This window comes from Loktanella salsilacus, assembly GCF_024206795.1.
In the GTDB taxonomy this organism is placed as follows: domain Bacteria; phylum Pseudomonadota; class Alphaproteobacteria; order Rhodobacterales; family Rhodobacteraceae; genus Loktanella; species Loktanella salsilacus.
Window position 1 is genome coordinate 2,980,442 of the sequence record NZ_CP072994.1, and the last position, 18,931, is coordinate 2,999,372.

Annotated in this window: 23 protein-coding genes and 1 riboswitch; of the genes, 16 read left to right on the forward strand and 7 right to left on the reverse strand. The window is 60.0% G+C overall.

The annotated features are described in order from the left end of the window. Positions 1–26: 26 nt before the first annotated feature. Positions 27–124, reverse strand: a riboswitch (TPP riboswitch). A gap of 72 nt (positions 125–196) precedes the next feature. After that, positions 197–1,489, reverse strand: coding sequence for a dicarboxylate/amino acid:cation symporter (locus KBW81_RS14360; RefSeq protein ID WP_254247637.1), 1,293 nt, complete (start codon positions 1,487–1,489; stop codon positions 197–199). A gap of 250 nt (positions 1,490–1,739) precedes the next feature. Here KBW81_RS14360 and aroC point away from each other — a divergent pair, with 250 nt between their 5' ends. Continuing rightward, positions 1,740–2,846: a chorismate synthase gene (gene aroC, locus KBW81_RS14365; RefSeq protein WP_090186456.1), complete on the forward strand. Its 1,107-nt coding sequence runs from the start codon at positions 1,740–1,742 to the stop codon at positions 2,844–2,846. Positions 2,847–2,866: 20 nt separating this feature from the next. Here aroC and KBW81_RS14370 read toward each other — a convergent pair whose 3' ends face one another. From KBW81_RS14370 to KBW81_RS14380, 3 genes are all read right to left on the reverse strand, one after another. Then, positions 2,867–3,214 carry a PRC-barrel domain-containing protein gene (locus tag KBW81_RS14370; protein ID WP_254247638.1) on the reverse strand — a complete coding sequence of 116 codons (348 nt, stop codon included), beginning with the start codon at positions 3,212–3,214 and terminating at the stop codon, positions 2,867–2,869. Between the two features lie 99 nt (positions 3,215–3,313). Beyond that, positions 3,314–4,222, reverse strand: coding sequence for a DMT family transporter (locus KBW81_RS14375; protein WP_090186451.1), 909 nt, complete (start codon positions 4,220–4,222; stop codon positions 3,314–3,316). Beyond that, positions 4,222–5,100: a LysR family transcriptional regulator gene (locus tag KBW81_RS14380; protein ID WP_090186445.1), complete on the reverse strand. Its 879-nt coding sequence runs from the start codon at positions 5,098–5,100 to the stop codon at positions 4,222–4,224. The genes KBW81_RS14375 and KBW81_RS14380 overlap by 1 nt, the downstream gene beginning before the upstream one ends. Positions 5,101–5,227: 127 nt before the next feature. Here KBW81_RS14380 and KBW81_RS14385 point away from each other — a divergent pair, with 127 nt between their 5' ends. From KBW81_RS14385 to rpmE, 13 genes are all read left to right on the forward strand, one after another. Beyond that, complete coding sequence (locus tag KBW81_RS14385) at positions 5,228–6,151, forward strand: alpha/beta hydrolase (RefSeq protein WP_254247639.1); 924 nt, start codon at positions 5,228–5,230, stop codon at positions 6,149–6,151. Positions 6,152–6,324: 173 nt separating this feature from the next. Next, positions 6,325–7,818 carry a signal recognition particle protein gene (gene ffh, locus KBW81_RS14390; protein ID WP_254247640.1) on the forward strand — a complete coding sequence of 498 codons (1,494 nt, stop codon included), beginning with the start codon at positions 6,325–6,327 and terminating at the stop codon, positions 7,816–7,818. A gap of 80 nt (positions 7,819–7,898) precedes the next feature. Beyond that, positions 7,899–8,426: a GNAT family N-acetyltransferase gene (locus KBW81_RS14395; RefSeq protein WP_254247641.1), complete on the forward strand. Its 528-nt coding sequence runs from the start codon at positions 7,899–7,901 to the stop codon at positions 8,424–8,426. Between the two features lie 24 nt (positions 8,427–8,450). Continuing rightward, positions 8,451–9,023 (forward strand): GNAT family N-acetyltransferase, encoded by a 573-nt coding sequence (locus KBW81_RS14400; protein WP_090186434.1) that lies wholly within the window; start codon positions 8,451–8,453, stop codon positions 9,021–9,023. Beyond that, entirely contained in the window at positions 9,020–9,316 is a 297-nt protein-coding gene (locus KBW81_RS14405) for a chorismate mutase (protein ID WP_090186431.1), read from the forward strand. Before KBW81_RS14400 ends, KBW81_RS14405 begins: the two co-directional genes overlap by 4 nt. A 42-nt stretch (positions 9,317–9,358) precedes the next feature. After that, the gene (gene rpsP / locus KBW81_RS14410; protein ID WP_175499181.1) at positions 9,359–9,757 is read left to right on the forward strand and encodes a 30S ribosomal protein S16; all 399 of its coding nucleotides are present in this window, start codon (positions 9,359–9,361) and stop codon (positions 9,755–9,757) included. Positions 9,758–9,857: 100 nt separating this feature from the next. Then, complete coding sequence (gene rimM / locus KBW81_RS14415; protein ID WP_090186428.1) at positions 9,858–10,385, forward strand: ribosome maturation factor RimM; 528 nt, start codon at positions 9,858–9,860, stop codon at positions 10,383–10,385. Beyond that, positions 10,382–11,185 carry a sulfotransferase family protein gene (locus KBW81_RS14420; RefSeq protein WP_254247642.1) on the forward strand — a complete coding sequence of 268 codons (804 nt, stop codon included), beginning with the start codon at positions 10,382–10,384 and terminating at the stop codon, positions 11,183–11,185. Before rimM ends, KBW81_RS14420 begins: the two co-directional genes overlap by 4 nt. Next, positions 11,185–11,997 (forward strand): hypothetical protein, encoded by an 813-nt coding sequence (locus tag KBW81_RS14425; protein ID WP_254247643.1) that lies wholly within the window; start codon positions 11,185–11,187, stop codon positions 11,995–11,997. Before KBW81_RS14420 ends, KBW81_RS14425 begins: the two co-directional genes overlap by 1 nt. A 58-nt stretch (positions 11,998–12,055) precedes the next feature. Next, positions 12,056–12,217, forward strand: coding sequence for a DUF1328 family protein (locus tag KBW81_RS14430; protein WP_090186422.1), 162 nt, complete (start codon positions 12,056–12,058; stop codon positions 12,215–12,217). 45 nt (positions 12,218–12,262) lie between these two features. Beyond that, a complete protein-coding gene (gene trmD, locus KBW81_RS14435) occupies positions 12,263–13,090 on the forward strand; it encodes a tRNA (guanosine(37)-N1)-methyltransferase TrmD (protein WP_254247644.1) in 828 nt (275 codons plus the stop codon). Positions 13,091–13,139: 49 nt separating this feature from the next. Beyond that, positions 13,140–13,517: a 50S ribosomal protein L19 gene (gene rplS / locus KBW81_RS14440; protein WP_090186417.1), complete on the forward strand. Its 378-nt coding sequence runs from the start codon at positions 13,140–13,142 to the stop codon at positions 13,515–13,517. An 11-nt stretch (positions 13,518–13,528) separates the two neighbouring features. Beyond that, complete coding sequence (gene rpmE / locus KBW81_RS14445) at positions 13,529–13,750, forward strand: 50S ribosomal protein L31 (protein WP_090186414.1); 222 nt, start codon at positions 13,529–13,531, stop codon at positions 13,748–13,750. A 76-nt stretch (positions 13,751–13,826) separates the two neighbouring features. Here rpmE and KBW81_RS14450 read toward each other — a convergent pair whose 3' ends face one another. Continuing rightward, on the reverse strand, positions 13,827–14,213 hold the full coding sequence (locus KBW81_RS14450) for a four-helix bundle copper-binding protein (RefSeq protein WP_254247645.1): 387 nt from the start codon (positions 14,211–14,213) through the stop codon (positions 13,827–13,829). Positions 14,214–14,326: 113 nt separating this feature from the next. Continuing rightward, entirely contained in the window at positions 14,327–15,667 is a 1,341-nt protein-coding gene (locus KBW81_RS14455; RefSeq protein ID WP_254247646.1) for a DEAD/DEAH box helicase, read from the reverse strand. Between the two features lie 350 nt (positions 15,668–16,017). Here KBW81_RS14455 and KBW81_RS14460 point away from each other — a divergent pair, with 350 nt between their 5' ends. Next, positions 16,018–16,827, forward strand: a complete 810-nt coding sequence (locus KBW81_RS14460) for a division plane positioning ATPase MipZ (protein ID WP_090186648.1) — start codon at positions 16,018–16,020, stop codon at positions 16,825–16,827. Between the two features lie 63 nt (positions 16,828–16,890). Here KBW81_RS14460 and KBW81_RS14465 read toward each other — a convergent pair whose 3' ends face one another. Next, complete coding sequence (locus tag KBW81_RS14465) at positions 16,891–17,817, reverse strand: VOC family protein (protein WP_254247647.1); 927 nt, start codon at positions 17,815–17,817, stop codon at positions 16,891–16,893. Between the two features lie 99 nt (positions 17,818–17,916). On the opposite strand from KBW81_RS14465, the gene KBW81_RS14470 reads away from it, so the two are divergent. After that, complete coding sequence (locus KBW81_RS14470) at positions 17,917–18,822, forward strand: LysR family transcriptional regulator (protein WP_254247648.1); 906 nt, start codon at positions 17,917–17,919, stop codon at positions 18,820–18,822. Positions 18,823–18,931: the final 109 nt, after the last annotated feature.

An 18,931-nucleotide genomic window follows, 5' to 3' on the forward strand; every position in this document is an offset into this window, starting at 1 on the left:
CAAAACGACGGGCGGAATGGGGGACAGCGTGATTGCCGGACCTTCCCTCCGCCGGTCTTAACCGGTTCAGGTTCAACGGGTCCGCTTGCGCATCTCAGCCAGATTGGCCCCCCGAGGTTGGATGACGTTAACAATCAGCCTGCGAAATGAAAAGGGCCGCAAAATGCTGCGGCCCCGTTCAACGATGTCGCGTCGTTTAGGCGATGGCGTGGTCGGGCAAATGGGCCTCGCCTTCGCCAGTTGTGCCTGCGTCAGGGTTGTCAAAGATCGCCATGTCGATCTTGCCTTCGCCCTTGGCGACGATGGTTGTGACGATGGCATCGCCGGTGATGTTCACCGCCGTGCGGATCATGTCCATCAGGCGGTCCACGCCAAGGATGATTGCGATACCCTCAATCGGCAGGCCGACCTGCGTCAGCACCATAGTCAACATGACCAGACCAACGCCCGGAACACCGGCCGTACCAATCGATGCTAGCACGGCCATACCGATCACGGTCAAATACCCCATTAGGCCAAGGTCGATACCGTAAACGTTCGCAAGGAACACCGTTGCCACGCCCTGCATGATCGCGGTGCCGTCCATGTTGATGGTCGCACCGAAGGGGATGCAGAAGGACGCAACGCTTTCGTCCACGCCAACCCGTTCCGTCGTGCACTGATAGGTGACGGGGATCGTCGCGTTTGACGACGCGGTCGAGAAGGCAAAGATCTGCGCCGGGCGCATCTTTTTCATAAAGGTGATCGGGCTTAGGCCGGACAACAGCTTCAGCATGCCAGGCAGTGTGATGAACAGGTGGATCATCAGCGCCGCAACAAGCGTCAGCACATAGGCAATGACCGGCATGAACAGGCCAAGCCCCTGTTCAGCAAAGGTCTTAGCGATCAAGGCAAACACCCCGTATGGCGCTGCGCGCATGACAAGATCGACGATCTTCATCATCACTTCGTTCATGTAATCGCACGCTTCGATAAAGGGCTTGGACCGGTCGCCCAGCATCAGCACCGCTATGCCAAGGACCACCGTGTAGAAAATCACCTGCAGCATTTCGCCCGACGCAAAGGCGGCAATCGGGTTGGTCGGCACGATGGCGGCAAAGACGTTCCAGACGCTTGGCGCCTCGGCTGCGGAAATACCGCTTGCGTCGATGCCGGTCATGTCAAAGCCTGTGCCCGGCCCAATGATCGTGGCCAGCACGAGCGCGACAGTAATCGCAAGCGCTGTCGTTGCGATATAAAGCGCAAAGGATTTGGTCCCCACACGGCCAAGAACGCGCACATCGCCGATCCCGGCAACGCCCCCGATCAAGGAAAAGAACACCAGCGGCACGACCAGCATTTTCAGCGCGCTGACGAACATCTTGCCAATCATGCCAAAGAAGCCAGCGACGACGTGATCATTGATGAAGGCGATGTTCAGCGTGTTGAAAACAACACCCACAACAATACCCAGCCCCATCGCCAGCATGATCTTCATCGTCAATGACATCTTACCGTCGTGAACCGGGGGGGGAAGTGTGACTTGCGTCCGTCATGAGGCAGCTCCTTCATCATGATACGTCAAACTTGGTAGGTCTTAGGCTGTCACAGAAACGTCAGCTTGGCGACGAAAACATTTTAAAGTTGCATGCCGGCTGCGATTACAACGGCTTACAACTGGTATTTTACAAAGGTAACGCCCGAATTGAACCCGCGCCGCCTATGGTTTAAGCCCTGTGCAACAACACAAAGGGCCGCGCATGTCAGTCAACTCTTTCGGTCACCTGTTCCGGTTTACCACATGGGGCGAAAGCCACGGACCCGCCTTGGGCGCAACGATCGACGGCTGCCCGCCGGGTGTGCCGCTGGACCCTGCGATGATCCAGCAGTGGCTGGATAAACGGCGCCCCGGTCAGAACAAGAACACGACCCAGCGCAATGAACCTGACGCGGTCGAAATCCTGTCCGGCGTCTATGAGGGGCGCACAACGGGCACGCCGATCCAGCTGATGATCCGCAACACGGACCAACGGTCCAAGGATTACGGCGACATCCTGAACACCTTCCGTCCCGGCCATGCTGACATCACCTACCACCAGAAATACGGTCTGCGTGATCCGCGCGGCGGCGGGCGATCCTCTGCGCGCGAAACCGCGGCGCGCGTGGCCGCTGGCGGGGTGGCCCGCGAGGCGATTACTGCGATTGCGCCCGGCGTGCAGATCACCGGCTACATGGTGCAAATGGGCGAGAAAAAGATCGACCGTGCGCGGTTCGATTGGGACCAGATCAGCCAGAACGACTTTTGGTGCCCTGACGCGCAGGCCGCAGGCGAATGGGAAGAGTACCTGACTTGGCTGCGCAAGGACGACCACAACTCTGTCGGCGCGATCATCGAAGTCGTCGCCCGCGGTGTGCCGGCAGGTATCGGCGCGCCGGTATATGCCAAGCTTGATACCGATCTGGCCGCCGCGATGATGAGCATCAATGCCGTCAAAGGTGTTGAGATTGGCGAAGGTATGGCCGCCGCTGCCCTGACTGGGCGCGACAACGCGGACGAGATTTTTATGGGGAACGACGGACAACCCGTCTATTCGTCAAACCACGCGGGCGGCATCCTTGGCGGCATCAGCACCGGGCAGGACGTTGTCGTGCGCTTTGCGGTCAAGCCGACGTCTTCGATCCTGTCGCCGCGCAAGTCCATCACGATGGATGGCCAACCGATTGAGGTGATCACCAAAGGTCGCCACGATCCCTGCGTCGGCATTCGCGCCGTTCCGGTAGGCGAGGCGATGATGGCCTGCGTGATCTTGGATCACATCCTGCTAGACCGCGGCCAAACTGGCGGGGTGCGAGGGCAGATCGGCTGATCCGCCCCCGCGCAAATCCGTCATAGCCAGTAAGGTGCCAGCCCGTAATAATCGTGCAGCCGCGTCTCGTAGGCGCGGTCACGCGACCAATCGCTGACACGCTCTGGCGCGCCGGTCAGCTGGTCTTTGGTCAGGTCAGTGAAATAGCCGCCAAGCGACGTATCGTAGCGCAGTGATTTCCACGGCAGCGGGTGCTGTTCCTCGCCCATGCCAAGAAAGCCGCCGAAGTTCATGACGGCATAGGCGACATTTCCGGACAGTTTGTCGATCATAAGGTGGTCAATATGGCCAATCTGCTCTCGGTCAGACCCAAAAACATGGGTGCCATTCACGCGGCCAGAGTCGATCAGGTTGTGTTCGGTTTCCATGGCGTATCCTCCTAGATTACCTAGGGTTGAAACGCACTGCGCCGCATTGGGTTGCATTGCGGCCAAGGCCCGACGGATCATCTGGCAGATTTTGGCCGATTAGGCCGGAATGGCGGCAGCCTTTGGCGCATCATCGTCACGCAGCAGCAGGATCAGTGCAAAAATGGTCAAGGCGATCCCGATCAGGATCAGCGTGGGCGGCGGCGGCGAACCAAGTGCAAGCTGCCAGCAGATGACCCATGTGGGGGTCAGATAGGTGTAGGCCATGACCTTGGCGCTAGGCAGCCGCGTCGCCGCGAACTGCAACAACACAAAGCTAGAGGCAGAAGCAAAGATTGAAATATAGAGCAGTGTAATCCAGACGATGCGTGGCAGTTGCGACCAATCCGTCGCAATGATTTCGCGCGCGCCGTAGATGCTGGTCAAGATCGCACCGCCAAGCAAGGTCATGCACGCAAAGGCCAACGTGTTTTCACCGCGCTTTAGCTTGGCGATCAACGGTGTGTACAGCGCATGGGCCACGCAGCCCCAGAAAAAGATGAACTCTCCGCGTCCGACATCAAAGGCAAGCGCCGCTTGCAAATCTGCGCGAAAGATCACCCAAAGCGCGCCAACCCCGCCAATGGCCAAGGCAACCATCATCCGGCCAGTCAGCCGCTGGCGCAGCAATAGCCAGCCAAAGCCCGCGGCGATAATTGGGGTCAGCGTGAACACCGCCGAGGTACTGATTGGCGGTGCCGTTTTCAGCCCCTCGAACATCGACACGAAATAGGTCGAGATAATCCCTGACAGCAGCACAAAGCGCCACGGCGCGCGAAAGACGCGGTTGTCCCACTTACCCAAAGCAACGGCCAGTGCGGCCAATACGGCGGACGCGATCCAAAACCGCGCCGCGGTCATCACCAGCGGGTCGATATCATTGGCCGCCCGCGAGCCAAGCGCAAACGACCCGGCCACCAGCGCCGAGAACGCCAACATGGCAAGGTGCCCGCCTGTCGCTGGCCGCATCAAATTTCAAATTCGGCGGCACGCGCCTTAAGGTGGCTAAGGAAGGTCTGCACTTTGACGCTGCGATGCAGGTCGACGTGGGTCACCAGCCACAGTTGCACCGTCCACTCTGCTGGCGACGGCATCACCCGCTTTAGGGTCGGGTAAAGCGGCAGTTCTAGTTCTGAGATAAAGCCGATGCCGGCCCCGGCTACGATCGCGTCGGTCATAACGCGCATATCAGTGGCGCGCAGCACCATCCGGGACGGTCCGACTTTTTCATGCAGCCAGCGGAAAAACGGCGCGCGATGCGGCTCTTCGACATGCGACACGAAGTAGTGGTTCTTTAGATCATCCTCGCCCTTTGGCATGCCAAAGCGGGCGATGTAGTCGTCAGAGGCCACCAAAGCCATGCTTTGCGACACCAGCAACTGCACGACGTTATCAGGCTCTGACGGCTGGCTACCCGCGCGGATCGCGACATGCGCCTCGCCATATTCAAGGCGGAACACCCGGTCATCAGTCAGGAACTGCAATCTGATTTCAGGGTAGTCGTGCTGGAAATCTGTCAAGATTGGGATCAGCACAGGACTCAGCGACGCGAGAGATGTGATGACCAGTTCCCCGCGCACGCCGTCGCCAAGACCTTTGATCCGCCCTGCAAGCTGGGTGAACTGTTCGTCCGTCGCTTGGGCAACGCGCAGCAAATCCACGCCTGCCTCTGTTGGGGTGTATCCCCGCGCATGGCGTTGGAACAGCTTCACGCCCAAACGCCCCTCTAACGCGTCGATATGACGGATCACGGTGGCATGGTGTACGCCAAGCGCATCTGCAGCGCCGCTCACCGTGCCAGCGCGCGCAACCTGAAATGCAGTGCGAATTTCGTCCCAGCTATCCATGTTGTCCTGTGCAGTAATGAACCTTGCGCGCAATCGTTCCGCAATTCTGTTTGAAATTGCAATGACCAATCGGTGCAACAGGTCGCATCGGCCTTGACTGCACGCCCTATGCCGCAAACATGGGCATATGCATTCCTTGCCCCAGCGCCTTGCAACTTTGAACGCACGTTTCGTGCAAAAGCCGCTGTTGGCGGTCGTGCGCAGCCCTGCGATCTTGCGGCGGCTGTTTACGCTCAACGCGATCATTCATATGCGCACGCCAGCGGGGCTGACAACGGCACCAATCCAGCTTGGCGCGCGCAACTGCACCCTGTGCGACGCCGGGCAAGCGCAGAACCACGGCACCTTACTTTATATTCACGGCGGCGCTTTCGTCATGGGTAACCTGCGCGGCTACCGCCACTTGGTTGCGGCCATCGGCAAGTCCGCGGGTATGCGCGCTGTGTTCCTAAATTACCGCATGGCACCAGAGCATCCCTTTCCCGCCGCGCTAGACGATGCAGAGGCCGCGTGGCGCGCCCTGTCGGATGATCCAGATTGCGGGCCTTTGACGCTGGCAGGCGACAGCGCTGGCGGAAATATCGCACTGGCGCTGCTGCAACGGATCATCGCGCAGGGACTGACACTGCCTGCTGCCGTGGCCGTCATGTCGCCGATTACCGATCTGCGCATGAATAACCCAAGCCTCACGACCAACCGCCGCAGTGATCCGCTTGTCTCGACCCGCTGGGGCGCGCGCGGTGTCGCGGCCTATTTGGCAGGCGCGGACCCGGCGCAACCTGATGCATCGCCGATCTTGGGCAACTTCACCGGCGCGCCGCCCGTGCTGATCCATGCCGACACCACAGAGGTCCTGTTTGACGACGCCCGCCTGATGGCAGACCATCTGCGCGCGCAGGGCGTCGACGTGACCCTTCACACGCAAACCGGCTTGCCCCACGTCTGGCACATGGGCGTTGGCCGCACACCAGAGGCGGACGCGAGCGTTGCTGAAATCGGCCAGTTCCTTGCCAGCCACACCCTGCCCGGCACCAAACGCCAGTATACTTGACTCGCAGCCCTGCACATTCTAAACGCCTTGTAACACCCGGAAGCAAAGCCTTCCGGTCCTTTGCTTGTCAAAGGATCGCCCCTCGTCAGCGCGTTGCGCCCACGGGGGCGTTACTGCATTGACCCATCCGCCCTATATTGGGGTCTGGATGTAACGAAACGGGGCCCGCGCCGATGTTCGAGAACCTATCAGACCGCCTGTCAGGCGTTTTTGACAAGCTCACCAAACAAGGTGCGCTGTCCGACGACGACGTCAAAACCGCCCTGCGCGAGGTCCGCGTGGCCTTGCTAGAGGCTGACGTCTCTCTGTCAGTCGCCCGCGATTTCGTCGCCGCTGTGCAGGAAAAGGCGACCGGCCAGGCCGTCACCAAGTCGATCACCCCCGGCCAGCAAGTCGTCAAGATCGTCCATGACGAACTGGAACGTGTGCTGACTGGCGACACTGACCCCGGCGCGCTGAAAATTGACAACCCGCCTGCCCCGATCCTGATGGTCGGCCTGCAAGGCTCTGGTAAAACCACCACGACCGCCAAGCTGGCCAAGCGCTTGAAAGAGCGTGAAGGCAAGCGCGTTCTGATGGCGTCCCTCGACACCAACCGCCCTGCCGCGATGGAACAGCTGGCCATCCTTGGCGTGCAGATCGGCGTCGACACGCTGCCGATCGTCAAGGGCGAAAACCCTGTCCAGATCGCAAAACGCGCTAAGACTGCGGCCTCCCTTGGTGGCTACGATGTCTACATGCTCGACACAGCGGGCCGGTTGCACATCGACGCTGAACTGATCGCGCAGGCCGCTGCCGTGCGCGACATCGCCAACCCGCGCGAAACCCTGTTGGTCGTCGACGGCCTGACGGGTCAGGACGCCGTCAACGTTGCACAAGAATTCGACGACAAAATCGGCGTCACCGGTGTCGTACTGACCCGTATGGACGGCGACGGTCGCGGCGGCGCGGCTTTGTCCATGCGCGCCATCACCGGCAAGCCGATCCGTTTTGTCGGCCTTGGCGAAAAGATGGACGCGATCGAGACCTTCGAGCCGTCGCGCATCGCGGGCCGCATTCTTGGCATGGGCGACATCGTTGCGCTGGTCGAGAAAGCACAACAAACCATCGAGGCTGAACAAGCCGAAAAGATGATGAAACGGTTCCAAAAGGGCCGCTTCAACATGAACGACCTCAAGATGCAGCTGGACCAGATGCTCAAAATGGGCGGTATGGAAGGCATGATGGGCATGCTGCCCGGTATGGGCAAAATGTCCAAGCAGATGGACGCCGCTGGCATGGATGACGGCATCCTGCGCCGCCAGATCGCGCTCATCAACTCTATGACGAAACAAGAACGTGCCAACCCCGACCTGATGGCCGCCAGCCGTAAAAAGCGGATCGCCAAGGGTGCGGGTCTGGAAGTGTCGGAACTAAACAAGCTGGTCAAACAGCACCGCCAGATGGCCGACATGATGAAGAAAATGGGTAAAGGCGGCATGCTGAAGCAGGCCATGAAGCAGATGATGGGCAAAGGTGGCGGCATGCCCGACATGAACGACCCCGCTGCCATGCAAGAAGCCGCAAAAGCCCTGCAAGGCAAGATGCCCGCTGGCGGCCTGCCCGGCCTTGGCGGCGGCGGCATGAAGCTGCCCGCCGGTCTGTCTGGCTTTGGGAAAAAGAAATAAGCGATGACGATGCGTTTTCATCTGGCCCACAAACTCCCGCTGGAGGCATCCTGTGCCCGCCGCGCGCACGAGGCTGCGCTATGCTGAAGACTGCGCCAAACCTGCAAACAGAACGCCTGATCCTGCGCCAGCCCGTTGCTGGCGACTGGGCGGCGTTCCGTGACTTCATGCAATCGGATCGCGCCGCGTTTTTCGACCATCAGGGCAATATCGGCAGCACCTGGCGCAGCTTCGCGGCCGAGCTGGGGCATTGGGATATCTTTGGCTACGGCATGTGGGCCGTGACCCGGCGCGGCGACAATACCGCCATCGGCCTTGTCGGCCCTTGGACCCCGCCCGACTGGCCAGAGACTGAAATTGGCTGGATGATCTTCGATCCCGCGACCGAAGGCACCGGCATCGCAGCCGAAGCCGCCCGCGCCGCCATCACCCACGCCTTTGATGTGCTCGGATGGACGACTGCCGTCAGCTATATCCACCCGGGCAACATCCGGTCCATCGGACTGGCTGAAAAACTTGGCGCTGTGCGCGATCCTGCGGCCCCGATGCCAACCAGCTATCCCGACAGCGCCGCTTGGCGCCACCCCGCCCCGCAACCCGGCATTTAGCGCCACAGCATCCAAGGACTTGCCATGACCATTCACCCCTGGGAACAGCCCCCCGCCGGACAAGCCGCCGTCGCCGTCGAGCGGATCGCGCAGTCGCTGCCGCGCATTGCGTCGGACCGCTGCATCTTGCGCGGCCCCTACATGGAAGACTTCAACGTCTTTGCTGATCTGGTGACGTCCGACCGTGGCCGCTATGTCTCTGGCCCGCTGACGCGCGAAGGCGCTTGGGATGATTTCATCCAGCTAACCGCAAGCTGGATTCTGCGCGGCTGCGGATTGTGGACAGTCGAACATCAGGACGACAAGCGCGTCTTGGGCTTTGTGCTGCTCGGCCATGAAACCGGCGATCCAGAGCCAGAACTGGGCTTTTTGTTCACCGAAGAGGCCGAAGGCCAAGGCTATGCCTTTGAAGCGTCGGAAAAGGCCCGCAACAACGCGTGGAACGCCCTAAGCTTTGACACGCTGGTCAGCTACATCGACCCCGAAAATGACCGCGCCATCGCGCTGGCCAAGCGCCTTGGCGCTGAAAAAGTACCGGGCGAAATGCACGACGGCTGCGAAGTCTGGCGCTATGCACGGCCGGAGTACGAGCTGTGACAGACGACACGAACCGCGCCGCCGAAGTCCTGAAGGATCACCGCGCCAGCATCGACCGGCTGGACGCGATCCTTGTCTATACGCTTGGCGAGCGGTTCAAACATACACAGGCCGTAGGCCGGCTGAAGGCAGAACATGCCTTGCCGCCTTCGGACCCGACGCGCGAGGCGACCCAGATCGCCCGCCTTACCAATCTTGCGGATCAGGCCGATTTGGACCCTGAATTCGCCAAGAAATTCCTGAACTTCATCATTCAGGAAGTCATCCACCACCACGAACAACACCAATCCTGACGGCATTTGCTGTCACTTCTGCCAAACGTAAGGAAATACACTATGTCTATGAAAATTCGTCTCGCCCGTGGCGGCTCCAAGAAGCGCCCTTACTATTCGATCGTTGCTGCCGACAGCCGCATGCCGCGCGACGGCCGTTTCAAGGAAAAGCTAGGCACATATGCACCAATGCTGTCCAAGGACGACGAAAACCGCGTCAAAATGGACATGGAGCGCGTGCAGTACTGGCTGGACCAAGGCGCCCAGCCAACCGACCGCGTTGCGCGTATGCTGGAAGCTGCTGGCGCGATGCCTAAGAAAGACCGCGCTAACCTGAAAAAGGGTGAGCCAGGCAAAGCTGCTAAAGCACGCGCAACCGAGAAAGCTGCCAAGCAGGCTGCGATCGACGAAGCTGCAAACGCACCAGCAGAAGCACCTGCTGAAGAAGCCGCAGCAGAGTAATCTTGCCTGCCGCAGGCCGGATCGTCATGATCCGGCCTGCACCCCTCCCCTGCTTTGCCGAGCGCTGATCGCCAGCGCCCCGCCAATCAGAGGTTCCGCTATGACAGACACTGCATCCGATCCCCGCGTTATCGTCGGCCGCCTGTCGGGGTCCTTTGGCGTGCGCGGTGAAGTCCGCCTGAAATCCTTTTGCGCCGACCCTGCCGCGATTGCCGATTACACGCCCCTGACCACAGACACCGGCCTGACTTTTGCGCAGATCGTGCTGACCGGACAGATTAAGGGCGGGTTTACCGCCCGGATTGACGGCGTGGTCACCAAAGAAGACGCTGATGACCTGACCAATGTCGATCTGTACGCCCTGCGCAGCGCTTTGCCTGCGACGGATGACGACGAATACTACTACGCCGACCTAGAAGGGTTGACCGTTCTGGATACCGGCGGCGTAACGCTTGGCAAGGTCGTGCGCGTTGTCGATCACGGCGCTGGTGATCTGCTTGATATCGCGGTGCCCGGCCAGTCAGAGACGATTCTGCTGCCGTTCACGCAGGCTGTGGTGCCGACAGTGGACTTGGCCACCGGACGTATTGTGGCGGACCCGCCTGACGGGCTTTTCCCAACCGCATGACCCAAATCCTGCTGCATCCGGGGTTTCATAAGACGGGCACAAGCTCGATCCAGCATTTTTTGTGGCTCAATCGCGCGGTGCTGGCCCCCTATGCCGCGCCTGTGCTGCTGCGCCACCTGAAACCCGTCGTGCGTATGGCCTGCCGGTTTTCGCGGTACAACAATCCGATTGATCTAATTGATATCGTCGCCGCCATGGATACCGCCATGGCTCAGGCCGCGCCGCGTGCGGGTCAGGACATCATCGTGTCTTGCGAGGGGCTACTTGGCCACCTGCCCGGCTGGACCGGCGTCGATAGCTACGCCGCAGCCCCGACGTTGATCACCTACTTCGCGGGCTATTTCCAAGACCGCTACCCAGATGCCCAGCTCAGCGTCGTGCTGACCACCCGTGACGCGGCAAGCTGGTTATTCAGCGCCTATCGCCACCACCTACGGGGGCAGCGCATGACCCTGTCGGCCGCCGATTTTGCGGCGACCTATGTAGGCGCTGGCAATCTGGACAGTGACGTCAACGCAATCTCTGTGGCGCTGGGCGGCGTTTCAGTGCAGTCGCTGAACCTATCGGCAATGCGCGACCACCCGCTTGGCCCCGGCGGCGCGATCTGCAAACTGCTGGACTTGCCGGCAGAGGTCACCACCAAGCTATCCCCCGTAGGTGCAGGCAACGCCGGGCCAGAGGAAGCGCTGTGGCAGCAATTCCTAGACCTGAACCGCAGCGATCTGGATGACCGCGCCGTGCAGGCTGCGAAAGCGGAGCTCGCCCAAGCGACCGACCTTGGCGGCTGGCGAAGAAACTGATGGTGCATGTCATCGTTCATCCGGGGTTTCACAAGACAGGCACATCCAGCCTGCAAAGCTGGCTGGGGCAAAACCGCCGCGCGCTGAAACCTTACCTTAGCTTTTATGGTAAAGCCGATTTCCTGACCGCTGGCAGCGCTGCACGGATTTATGGGCAAAAGCCCTATCCTTGGCGGCTGCGTGCGTTCCGGCGCAGTCTTGATCGGTTCTTGGGCAAGATCCCTGATGCGCCCGTGATCGTGTTGTCGCGCGAAACCTTTAGCGGGTCGATGCCGGGGCACCGCCGTTTTCCGGGGCGACTGATCACCGGATATCGCAGCGTGGCCGTGCCACTGGGCCAACAGATCATCGCCGCCCTGCAGGCCCGGTTCGGCGCGGATGTGCAGATTACGTTCCTGTACACGCTGCGTGACCGCGAAAGCTGGATTCGCAGCGTCTATGGTCACCTGCTGCGGTCGATCCATCTGCGCGATGACTATGATACCTTCCGCGCCCGATTTCCAAAACTGATCGATCCAAGGGCAGAGGCAGAGGTCATCGCCAAGGCTCTTGGGGTCACCGCCCACTTCGTCGACCTCGCTGATGTTGGTCACCTGCCAGAGGGGCCTGCTGCCGCCGTGCTGGACCTGTTGGGCGTGCCGCAAGCGGTACGCAATGCCCTACCCCCTGCAAGCCGCGCCAACACCGGACAGACACAAGCGCTAGAGGCTGAATTTCTACGGATGAACCGCGACAGCCGGGACAAGGCCGCATTGAAGTCCGCGAAGGACGCGATGCTGAAAGCGGCTAAGGATGCGGGTGCTGCCAGCTAGGGAACTGAGTGCGCCTATCAAGTGTTAGACGTCGTAACACTTTTGAAAGGACCGCATCATGATTGGCTGGATCGTCACACTATTGGTTGTCGCTGCGATCGCGGCACTTCTTGGCTTTGGCCGGATTTCCGGCGCGGCGCTGACCGGCGCAAAGGTTCTGATTTTCGTTGTCCTGATCCTGTTCCTATTGATGCTTTTCGGCCTGATTACCTTGATCTGACGAATTAGCGTTTGCGTGCGGGAGGCGATGTTCTAAGACGCGGTTATGACCGATACACCGCCCCCCCGCGCCCAAGGCCGCAAAACCATTCGCCCAACGCTGAAGCCGCAAGAGCTGATGACCGATACGCCGGATCTGGCTGGTGTCTGGACTGCGCAGGTCCTGACCCTGCTGCCAGACGCCTTTCCCGGGATCCTTGGCGAAAGTCTGCTTGGCCGCGCGTTGAAAGACGACGTGTGGCAATTGCAGGTCACCGACCTGCGCCGCTTTGGAATCGGCAAGCATCGCAACGTTGACGAAACCCCTGCAGGCGGCGGCGCTGGCATGGTTTTGCGTGCTGATGTGTTGGAACAGGCGTTGCGAGAGGTGCGCAGCGGCGCGCGTGGAAACATGCCGCTCATCTATCTGTCGCCACGTGGCCGCCCCATGACCCAATCCCTGATGCAAAAGCTGTCGCAAGCTGACGGAGTCACCCTTCTATGCGGCCGATTTGAAGGCATCGACGAGCGTGTCATCGAACATTTCGACATGATAGAGGTCAGCCTTGGCGACTTTGTCATGACCGGCGGAGAGATCGCCGCAATGGCCTTGATTGACGCGACTGTCCGTCTTATACCCCGCGTGCTTGGGAATCAGGCATCCACAGAGGAAGAATCATTTTCCGATGGGTTGCTGGAACACCCTCACTACACGAAACCCGCTGACTGGCACGGTCGCATGATACCTGACGTTCTTCTGTCAGGGCACCATGCGAAAATCACCGACTGGCGGCGGGAACAGGCCGAAAGGCTAACAAAGGAACGCAGACCTGACCTCTGGCGGGCTTATTGTGCACAGCATGGTAGGGACCCGGGTGAAGACCAAGAGCTCTAGGGCCAGCATCAACGTCGCGGGAAAACCCGTGCTATCATAGGAGCGAATCATGAACTTGATCGCACAAATCGAAGCGGAGCAGGTTGCTGCGCTGGGGAAGACGATCCCCGATTTCAAAGCGGGTGACACCATCCGCGTCGGTTACAAAGTGACCGAAGGCACCCGTACTCGGGTTCAGAATTACGAAGGCGTCTGCATCGCACGCAAGAACGGCTCTGGCATCGCCGGTTCGTTCACCGTGCGTAAGATTTCCTTCGGTGAAGGCGTGGAACGTGTGTTTCCACTGCACTCCACCAACATCGACACGATCGAAGTTGTGCGTCGCGGTAAAGTCCGTCGCGCCAAGCTGTATTACCTGCGCGCTCGTCGCGGTAAGTCCGCTCGGATTACCGAAGTCTCCAACTACAAGCCTCTGGCCCAGAAATAAGGAATCTGACGATGAAAAAAGGTATTCACCCCGACTACCACGACATCAATGTCAAGATGACCGATGGCACCGTGATTCAGATGCGCTCCACTTGGGGCAAAGAAGGCGACCAGATGTCCTTGGACATCGACCCTTCTGTGCACCCTGCATGGACCGGCGGCACGTCTCGCCTGATGGACTCCGGCGGCCGCGTGTCGAAGTTCAAGAACAAGTACGCCGGTCTGGGCTTCTAAGCCAACCAACGCTGACACACGAAACGCCGCCCCTTCAAGGGCGGCGTTTTGCGTTTCAGGGTCGCGGTGTCGCAGCTTAAAGGTTCTGCGCGGCCTTGCGGCAGTCTGCGGCACATTCACGGCACATCTGGGCGCAGCGCTTGCAGTGGGCGTCGTCGTGCATATCGCACATCTTCTCGCAGGCATCGCAGGCGGTAGCGCACAACTCTAGCATTTGCTTGATGATCGCGACATTCTCGCCGGTTCGGCGCGTCGCAACACGATAGGTCGCGGTGCAGATGTCGGAACAGTCCATGCACAACCGGATGCACTGGGCGCGGTCGCCGTCTTCGGCGCTGCACGCATCCGCGCAAGAATTGCAGATCGCGGCGCAATACATGGCATGCTTCACAGCCTCGGTTAGCAATTCATTATCTTGGCCCGCAACATCGGGGTGTTCGGCAATCATTTCCTTGATGGACATCGGCGTCTCCTGTTTCAGGTTCTGCCAGCCCAACCCACTTGCCCCGCAAGGGGTTCCGAAACGCAAAAGGCGCACCCCAAGGGATGCGCCTTTCATCAAATCAATGCGCGCGTTTAAGCGGCAGTGCGACCACGGCCGCCGCCACCGCCAGCACCGCCACCGGTCCGGCGACGCTGCCCCTGCGGCTTGCCACCAGCAGGCTTGCCCGCTGCGGCAGCAGGCTTACCGCGGCCACCGCCGCCGCCGCCGCCGCCAGCACCACCGCGACCACGGCCACCACCGCCGCCGCCGCCACCATTCGGGCGCTTTTTCTGGCCCGGCAGGATGTCCCACGGACGGCCAGATGCGACAGGAATCTCGGCCTTCATGGCCTTTTCGATATCCTTCAGCTCGATCATCTCGTCGGGTGCGACCAGTGCAATCGCGGCACCATCGGCACCAGCGCGAGCCGTACGGCCAATGCGGTGAACGTAGTTTTCGGCGACGTTCGGCAAGTCATAGTTATAGACGTGACGCACGCCAGGAATGTCGATGCCACGGGCAGCGACGTCAGTGGCGACCAGCACGCGAATCTTGCCGGATTTGAAGGCCTCGATCGCGCGTTCGCGCTGACCTTGGGACTTGTTGCCGTGAATGGACGCGGCGGCAAAGCCTTTCGCTTCCAGCTGCTTGTACAGCTTTTCGCAGCCATGCTTGGTACGGCCAAAGACCAGCGCCAGCTCGTCCCGGTGCTTGTCCAGCAGATCGACCAGCAGGTCGGTCTTGGCAGCCTGTGCAACAAAGTGCACCGACTGTTCGATCTTGGCAACAGCCTGACCCGGAGGGTTAACCTGCACGCGCACTGGATCGTTCAGGAAGGCATCAGCCAGTTCGGACATCAGTTTCGGCATAGTGGCCGAGAACATCATCGTCTGACGCGGCGTCGCCAGCAGCGGTGCAATCCGGCGCAGCGCGTGGATAAAGCCCATGTCCAGCATCTGGTCAGCTTCGTCGAGGACCAGATAAATCGTTTCGTCCAGACGGATCGCGCGGCGATCCAGCAGGTCGATCAGACGGCCAGGCGTTGCAACCAGCAGGTCGACGCCGTTCTGCAAACGCTTGGTTTGTGCCGCGATGCCAGCACCGCCGACGACCAAAGCCACCTTCAGGTGCGAGCCTTTGGTGTAGTCGGTTAGGTTGTCTGCAATCTGCTTGGCCAGCTCGCGCGTCGGGGCAAGCACCAGGCCGCGCGCGGTCTTGGCGTTTGGCTTTACGCCAGCCTTCATCAAAGCGTCGATCATTGGCAGACCAAAGGCGGCAGTTTTACCCGTGCCGGTCTGCGCCAAGCCCATCACGTCACGGCCATTCATGGCGTGCGGGATGGCTTGCGATTGAATTGGGGTCGGGTCAGTAATGCCTTGTTCGGCAAGCTTCGCCACAAGGCGGGGCGCGAGGCCCAGCATATCAAAATCCATCAGTATTCTTTCCGGGCCGCATCGGCCCAAACGGTTCGGGCGCACGGGGGTGTGCGCGCGGCGACAAAAGGTTGCGCCGAAATCCTGACAGTCAAAGCCACATTGCCCTGACGCCGATCTGGCGCTGGACCCCCTGCGTGATCATGGGAACCGAAGTTGGCGACGGTGATTTGCGGAGCCTATGGCTCGGCCCTGCTCACGCGGCAGGATCAATCGTCTGAGGCGCATGTGGACCTTTGCGTCCAATGTGTCAAGGGCTGTGAAAAGGGACGGCAGGGGTGCGCTTGCGCTTTCATCGCGGACAGACACAAGATAAAGTGTCTACAACTGAAAAAGGCGTGGGGCTGACTGTGGCGCATATCATTGTGGTGGGCAACGAAAAGGGCGGCGCAGGCAAGTCCACAGTGGCGATGCACGTCGCGACGGCGCTGGCGCGCATGGGGCACCGCGTGGGCACGCTGGATCTGGACCTACGCCAGAAATCCCTTGGCCGTTATATGGCGAACCGCCGCGAATACCTTGCGGCAGAGGGCATTGATCTGCCATCGCCCAGCTATGCCGATCTGCCTGACATCGATCAGTCGGCGCTTGGCCCGAACGAAAACATCTATGACCATCGCCTGTCCATGGCGGTGGCAGAGCTAGAGCCGACCAGCGATTTCATCCTGATCGACTGCCCCGGCAGCCATACCCGGCTAAGCCAAGTTGCGCACAGCCTCGCTGATACGTTGGTGACGCCGCTGAACGACAGCTTTGTCGACTTCGACCTGTTGGCCCACGTCGATACGGCCGGCGAAACCATCACGGGGCCTAGCGTTTACTCCGAAATGGTCTGGAACGCGCGCCAGTTACGTGCGCAGGCAGGTCTGACCCCGATTGACTGGGTCGTCGTACGCAACCGCGTTGGCGCACAGCAAATGGTCAACAAGGACAAGATGGAGCGTGTCATCGACAAGCTGGCAAAGCGCATCGGCTTTCGCAATGCGCCCGGCTTTAACGAGCGCGTCATTTTCCGTGAACTGTTCCCCCGCGGCCTAACCTTGCTTGATCTGCGTGATGTTGGGGTCAAGAACCTTAACATTTCGAATATTGCAGCCAGACAGGAACTTCGCGACCTGATCAAAGCGTTGAACCTGCCCGGTGTAACTGCCGATTTTTAAAGAGGAGAGCACCAAGGTGCTCCCCTCGCCTACATCGTCATTGTAACCGCAGCAGGCCTGAACCTATGCGAGCGGCTGCAAATGGCTTTCTATAAGCGACCGATGGTCTTCGTGTTGCTTGGGCAGTTTTAGGGCTTCGCCCAAGTGAGCGATATCTTCGTCGCGATCAAATCCCGGTTCATTCGTTGCGACTTCGAACAAAATTCCGCCCGGCGTGCGGAAATAGATCGCCCAAAAATAATCACGGTCGATGACGGGGGTCACCTGATAGCCTGTGTCCAATAGCGCCGCGCGAACCTCTAGCTGGGCTGCGCGATTTTCCACGGCAAAAGCAATGTGGTGGACAGATCCGGCCCCCTGCGACGCATGCTTGGCAGACGGCAGTTTTTCCAGATCGATGGTGTTTGCACCTGTCCCATCCGCCACAGCAAAGCGAGAGACGTTGCCGATTGTGTCCTGTTTTTCATACCCCATGAAGGTTAACAGCTCGGTCATTGCGCCCGTATCCTGCAACCGCATCGTCGCACCGTGAAAGCCGCGAATGGCGTAATCGTCGGCAATTCCATTTCCAGTCCAACCATGGCGGTTGTCGTCCGCGATTTCCGCAAGCGCAAAGCCTTCGCCATCAGAGGTTTGAAACCGCAGACGATCTTCGCCGAAATGATTAACGGCCTCTAAACCCTCTGCAGCCGCGCCAAGGCGGTCCGCCCAGAACGGCAGGCTGCCCTTGGGAACGGAATAGACCGTTTCACCAACTTCGCCGGCTCCGCGCCGACCGCGGACTGCATTGTGGAATGGAAAGTAGGTCATGACGCTGCCGGGGCTGCCGACTTCATCACCATAATACAGATGATAAACATCAGGCGCGTCGAAATTCACGGTCTTCTTAACGCGGCGCTGGCCCAAGACCTGCGTAAAGAATGCATTGTTTTCCGCCGCATCAGAAGCGATCGACGTGACATGGTGAAGGCCTTTGATCTGGTGCAACATGGTGCATCCTCCTTTTGGTTGATGCAAACCTAATGCTGGACAGTGATTGCGATAACCGCAATAAATCAGCAGAATTAATTGCAGAAACCGCAACAATAGATGACTGGCCACGCCGAGCAAATCACAGCCTTTCTGGCCGTCGCAGCCGAGCATAGCTTTGCGCGTGCGGCCAAAAGCCTTGGGGTGGCACCATCCTCTGTCACCCGAACGGTGTCGGAACTGGAAGCTCGCCTTGGCGTCCAACTGCTTGTCCGCACGACGCGGCGCGTATCCCTCACGCAAGCCGGCACGGCCTTTCGCGCACAAGTAGAGCCGCTTATGGCCGGATTGGCGCAAGCGCAGAACGACGTCCGCGCGTTTCAGACCACCTTGACCGGCACCTTGCGGGTGTCAGCGCCACTATCATTTGGCCTGCACCGCTTGTCGGCGCCTTTGATCAGCTTTCGCGATGCGACGCCTGATGTTGACCTGCAAATCAGCCTGACGGACCGCTTTGTTGATATCCTAACCGAAGATTTCGACATGGCTCTGCGGATATCGGGCGCGCCATCTGATCTGTCGACCATTTGGCGTAAAATCGCGCCAGTCCCGCGCTCGCTGGTCGCGTCACCGAATTATTTAACGCAGCACGGCACGCCGCAGACACCAGGCGACCTGACGGCGCATACGGCGCTGGCCTACACCCACCTCGCCAACGGGAACGTCTGGCAGCTGACCAGCGCTGCAAGCGGCCTGACAGAGCCCGTGCGCATCAAGGCAGGGCTGACCTGCGACAACGGTGACCTGCTGGCGCAACTGGCGCAGGCGGATCAAGGCATCGCCCTTTTGCCCGATTTCCTGCTGCGCGATGCAATCGCCTCGGGGGATTTGGTGCGCCTGCTGCCCGGCTGGAACCCGCCAGAGATTTGGCTGACCGCGTTTTTCCCGCCCTACCGCCGCTTGCCTGCCGCGCTGGACCGCTTCACCGCTTGCGTCGTGACCGCCCTTGGGGGCACCCCGCTATAGCGGTTTAGGCGCGCCCGGCCAGATGCAGGGCAGTGATAGAAACGATATCGCGCGAAAAAACGCGCAACCCGCCGCGCGATTAAACCAGTTTATACCGCCACGTCGAATC

Coding starts and splice junctions, on each gene's coding strand:
- KBW81_RS14360 (WP_254247637.1), bottom strand. CDS start 1,489: ATGTCATTGACGATGAAGATCATGCTGGCGATGGGGCTGGGTATTGTT.
- aroC (WP_090186456.1), top strand. CDS start 1,740: ATGTCAGTCAACTCTTTCGGTCACCTGTTCCGGTTTACCACATGGGGC.
- KBW81_RS14370 (WP_254247638.1), bottom strand. CDS start 3,214: ATGGAAACCGAACACAACCTGATCGACTCTGGCCGCGTGAATGGCACC.
- KBW81_RS14375 (WP_090186451.1), bottom strand. CDS start 4,222: ATGCGGCCAGCGACAGGCGGGCACCTTGCCATGTTGGCGTTCTCGGCG.
- KBW81_RS14380 (WP_090186445.1), bottom strand. CDS start 5,100: ATGGATAGCTGGGACGAAATTCGCACTGCATTTCAGGTTGCGCGCGCT.
- KBW81_RS14385 (WP_254247639.1), top strand. CDS start 5,228: ATGCATTCCTTGCCCCAGCGCCTTGCAACTTTGAACGCACGTTTCGTG.
- ffh (WP_254247640.1), top strand. CDS start 6,325: ATGTTCGAGAACCTATCAGACCGCCTGTCAGGCGTTTTTGACAAGCTC.
- KBW81_RS14395 (WP_254247641.1), top strand. CDS start 7,899: ATGCTGAAGACTGCGCCAAACCTGCAAACAGAACGCCTGATCCTGCGC.
- KBW81_RS14400 (WP_090186434.1), top strand. CDS start 8,451: ATGACCATTCACCCCTGGGAACAGCCCCCCGCCGGACAAGCCGCCGTC.
- rpsP (WP_175499181.1), top strand. CDS start 9,359: ATGTCTATGAAAATTCGTCTCGCCCGTGGCGGCTCCAAGAAGCGCCCT.
- rimM (WP_090186428.1), top strand. CDS start 9,858: ATGACAGACACTGCATCCGATCCCCGCGTTATCGTCGGCCGCCTGTCG.
- KBW81_RS14420 (WP_254247642.1), top strand. CDS start 10,382: ATGACCCAAATCCTGCTGCATCCGGGGTTTCATAAGACGGGCACAAGC.
- KBW81_RS14425 (WP_254247643.1), top strand. CDS start 11,185: ATGGTGCATGTCATCGTTCATCCGGGGTTTCACAAGACAGGCACATCC.
- KBW81_RS14430 (WP_090186422.1), top strand. CDS start 12,056: ATGATTGGCTGGATCGTCACACTATTGGTTGTCGCTGCGATCGCGGCA.
- trmD (WP_254247644.1), top strand. CDS start 12,263: ATGACCGATACACCGCCCCCCCGCGCCCAAGGCCGCAAAACCATTCGC.
- rplS (WP_090186417.1), top strand. CDS start 13,140: ATGAACTTGATCGCACAAATCGAAGCGGAGCAGGTTGCTGCGCTGGGG.
- rpmE (WP_090186414.1), top strand. CDS start 13,529: ATGAAAAAAGGTATTCACCCCGACTACCACGACATCAATGTCAAGATG.
- KBW81_RS14450 (WP_254247645.1), bottom strand. CDS start 14,213: ATGTCCATCAAGGAAATGATTGCCGAACACCCCGATGTTGCGGGCCAA.
- KBW81_RS14455 (WP_254247646.1), bottom strand. CDS start 15,667: ATGGATTTTGATATGCTGGGCCTCGCGCCCCGCCTTGTGGCGAAGCTT.
- KBW81_RS14465 (WP_254247647.1), bottom strand. CDS start 17,817: ATGTTGCACCAGATCAAAGGCCTTCACCATGTCACGTCGATCGCTTCT.
- KBW81_RS14470 (WP_254247648.1), top strand. CDS start 17,917: ATGACTGGCCACGCCGAGCAAATCACAGCCTTTCTGGCCGTCGCAGCC.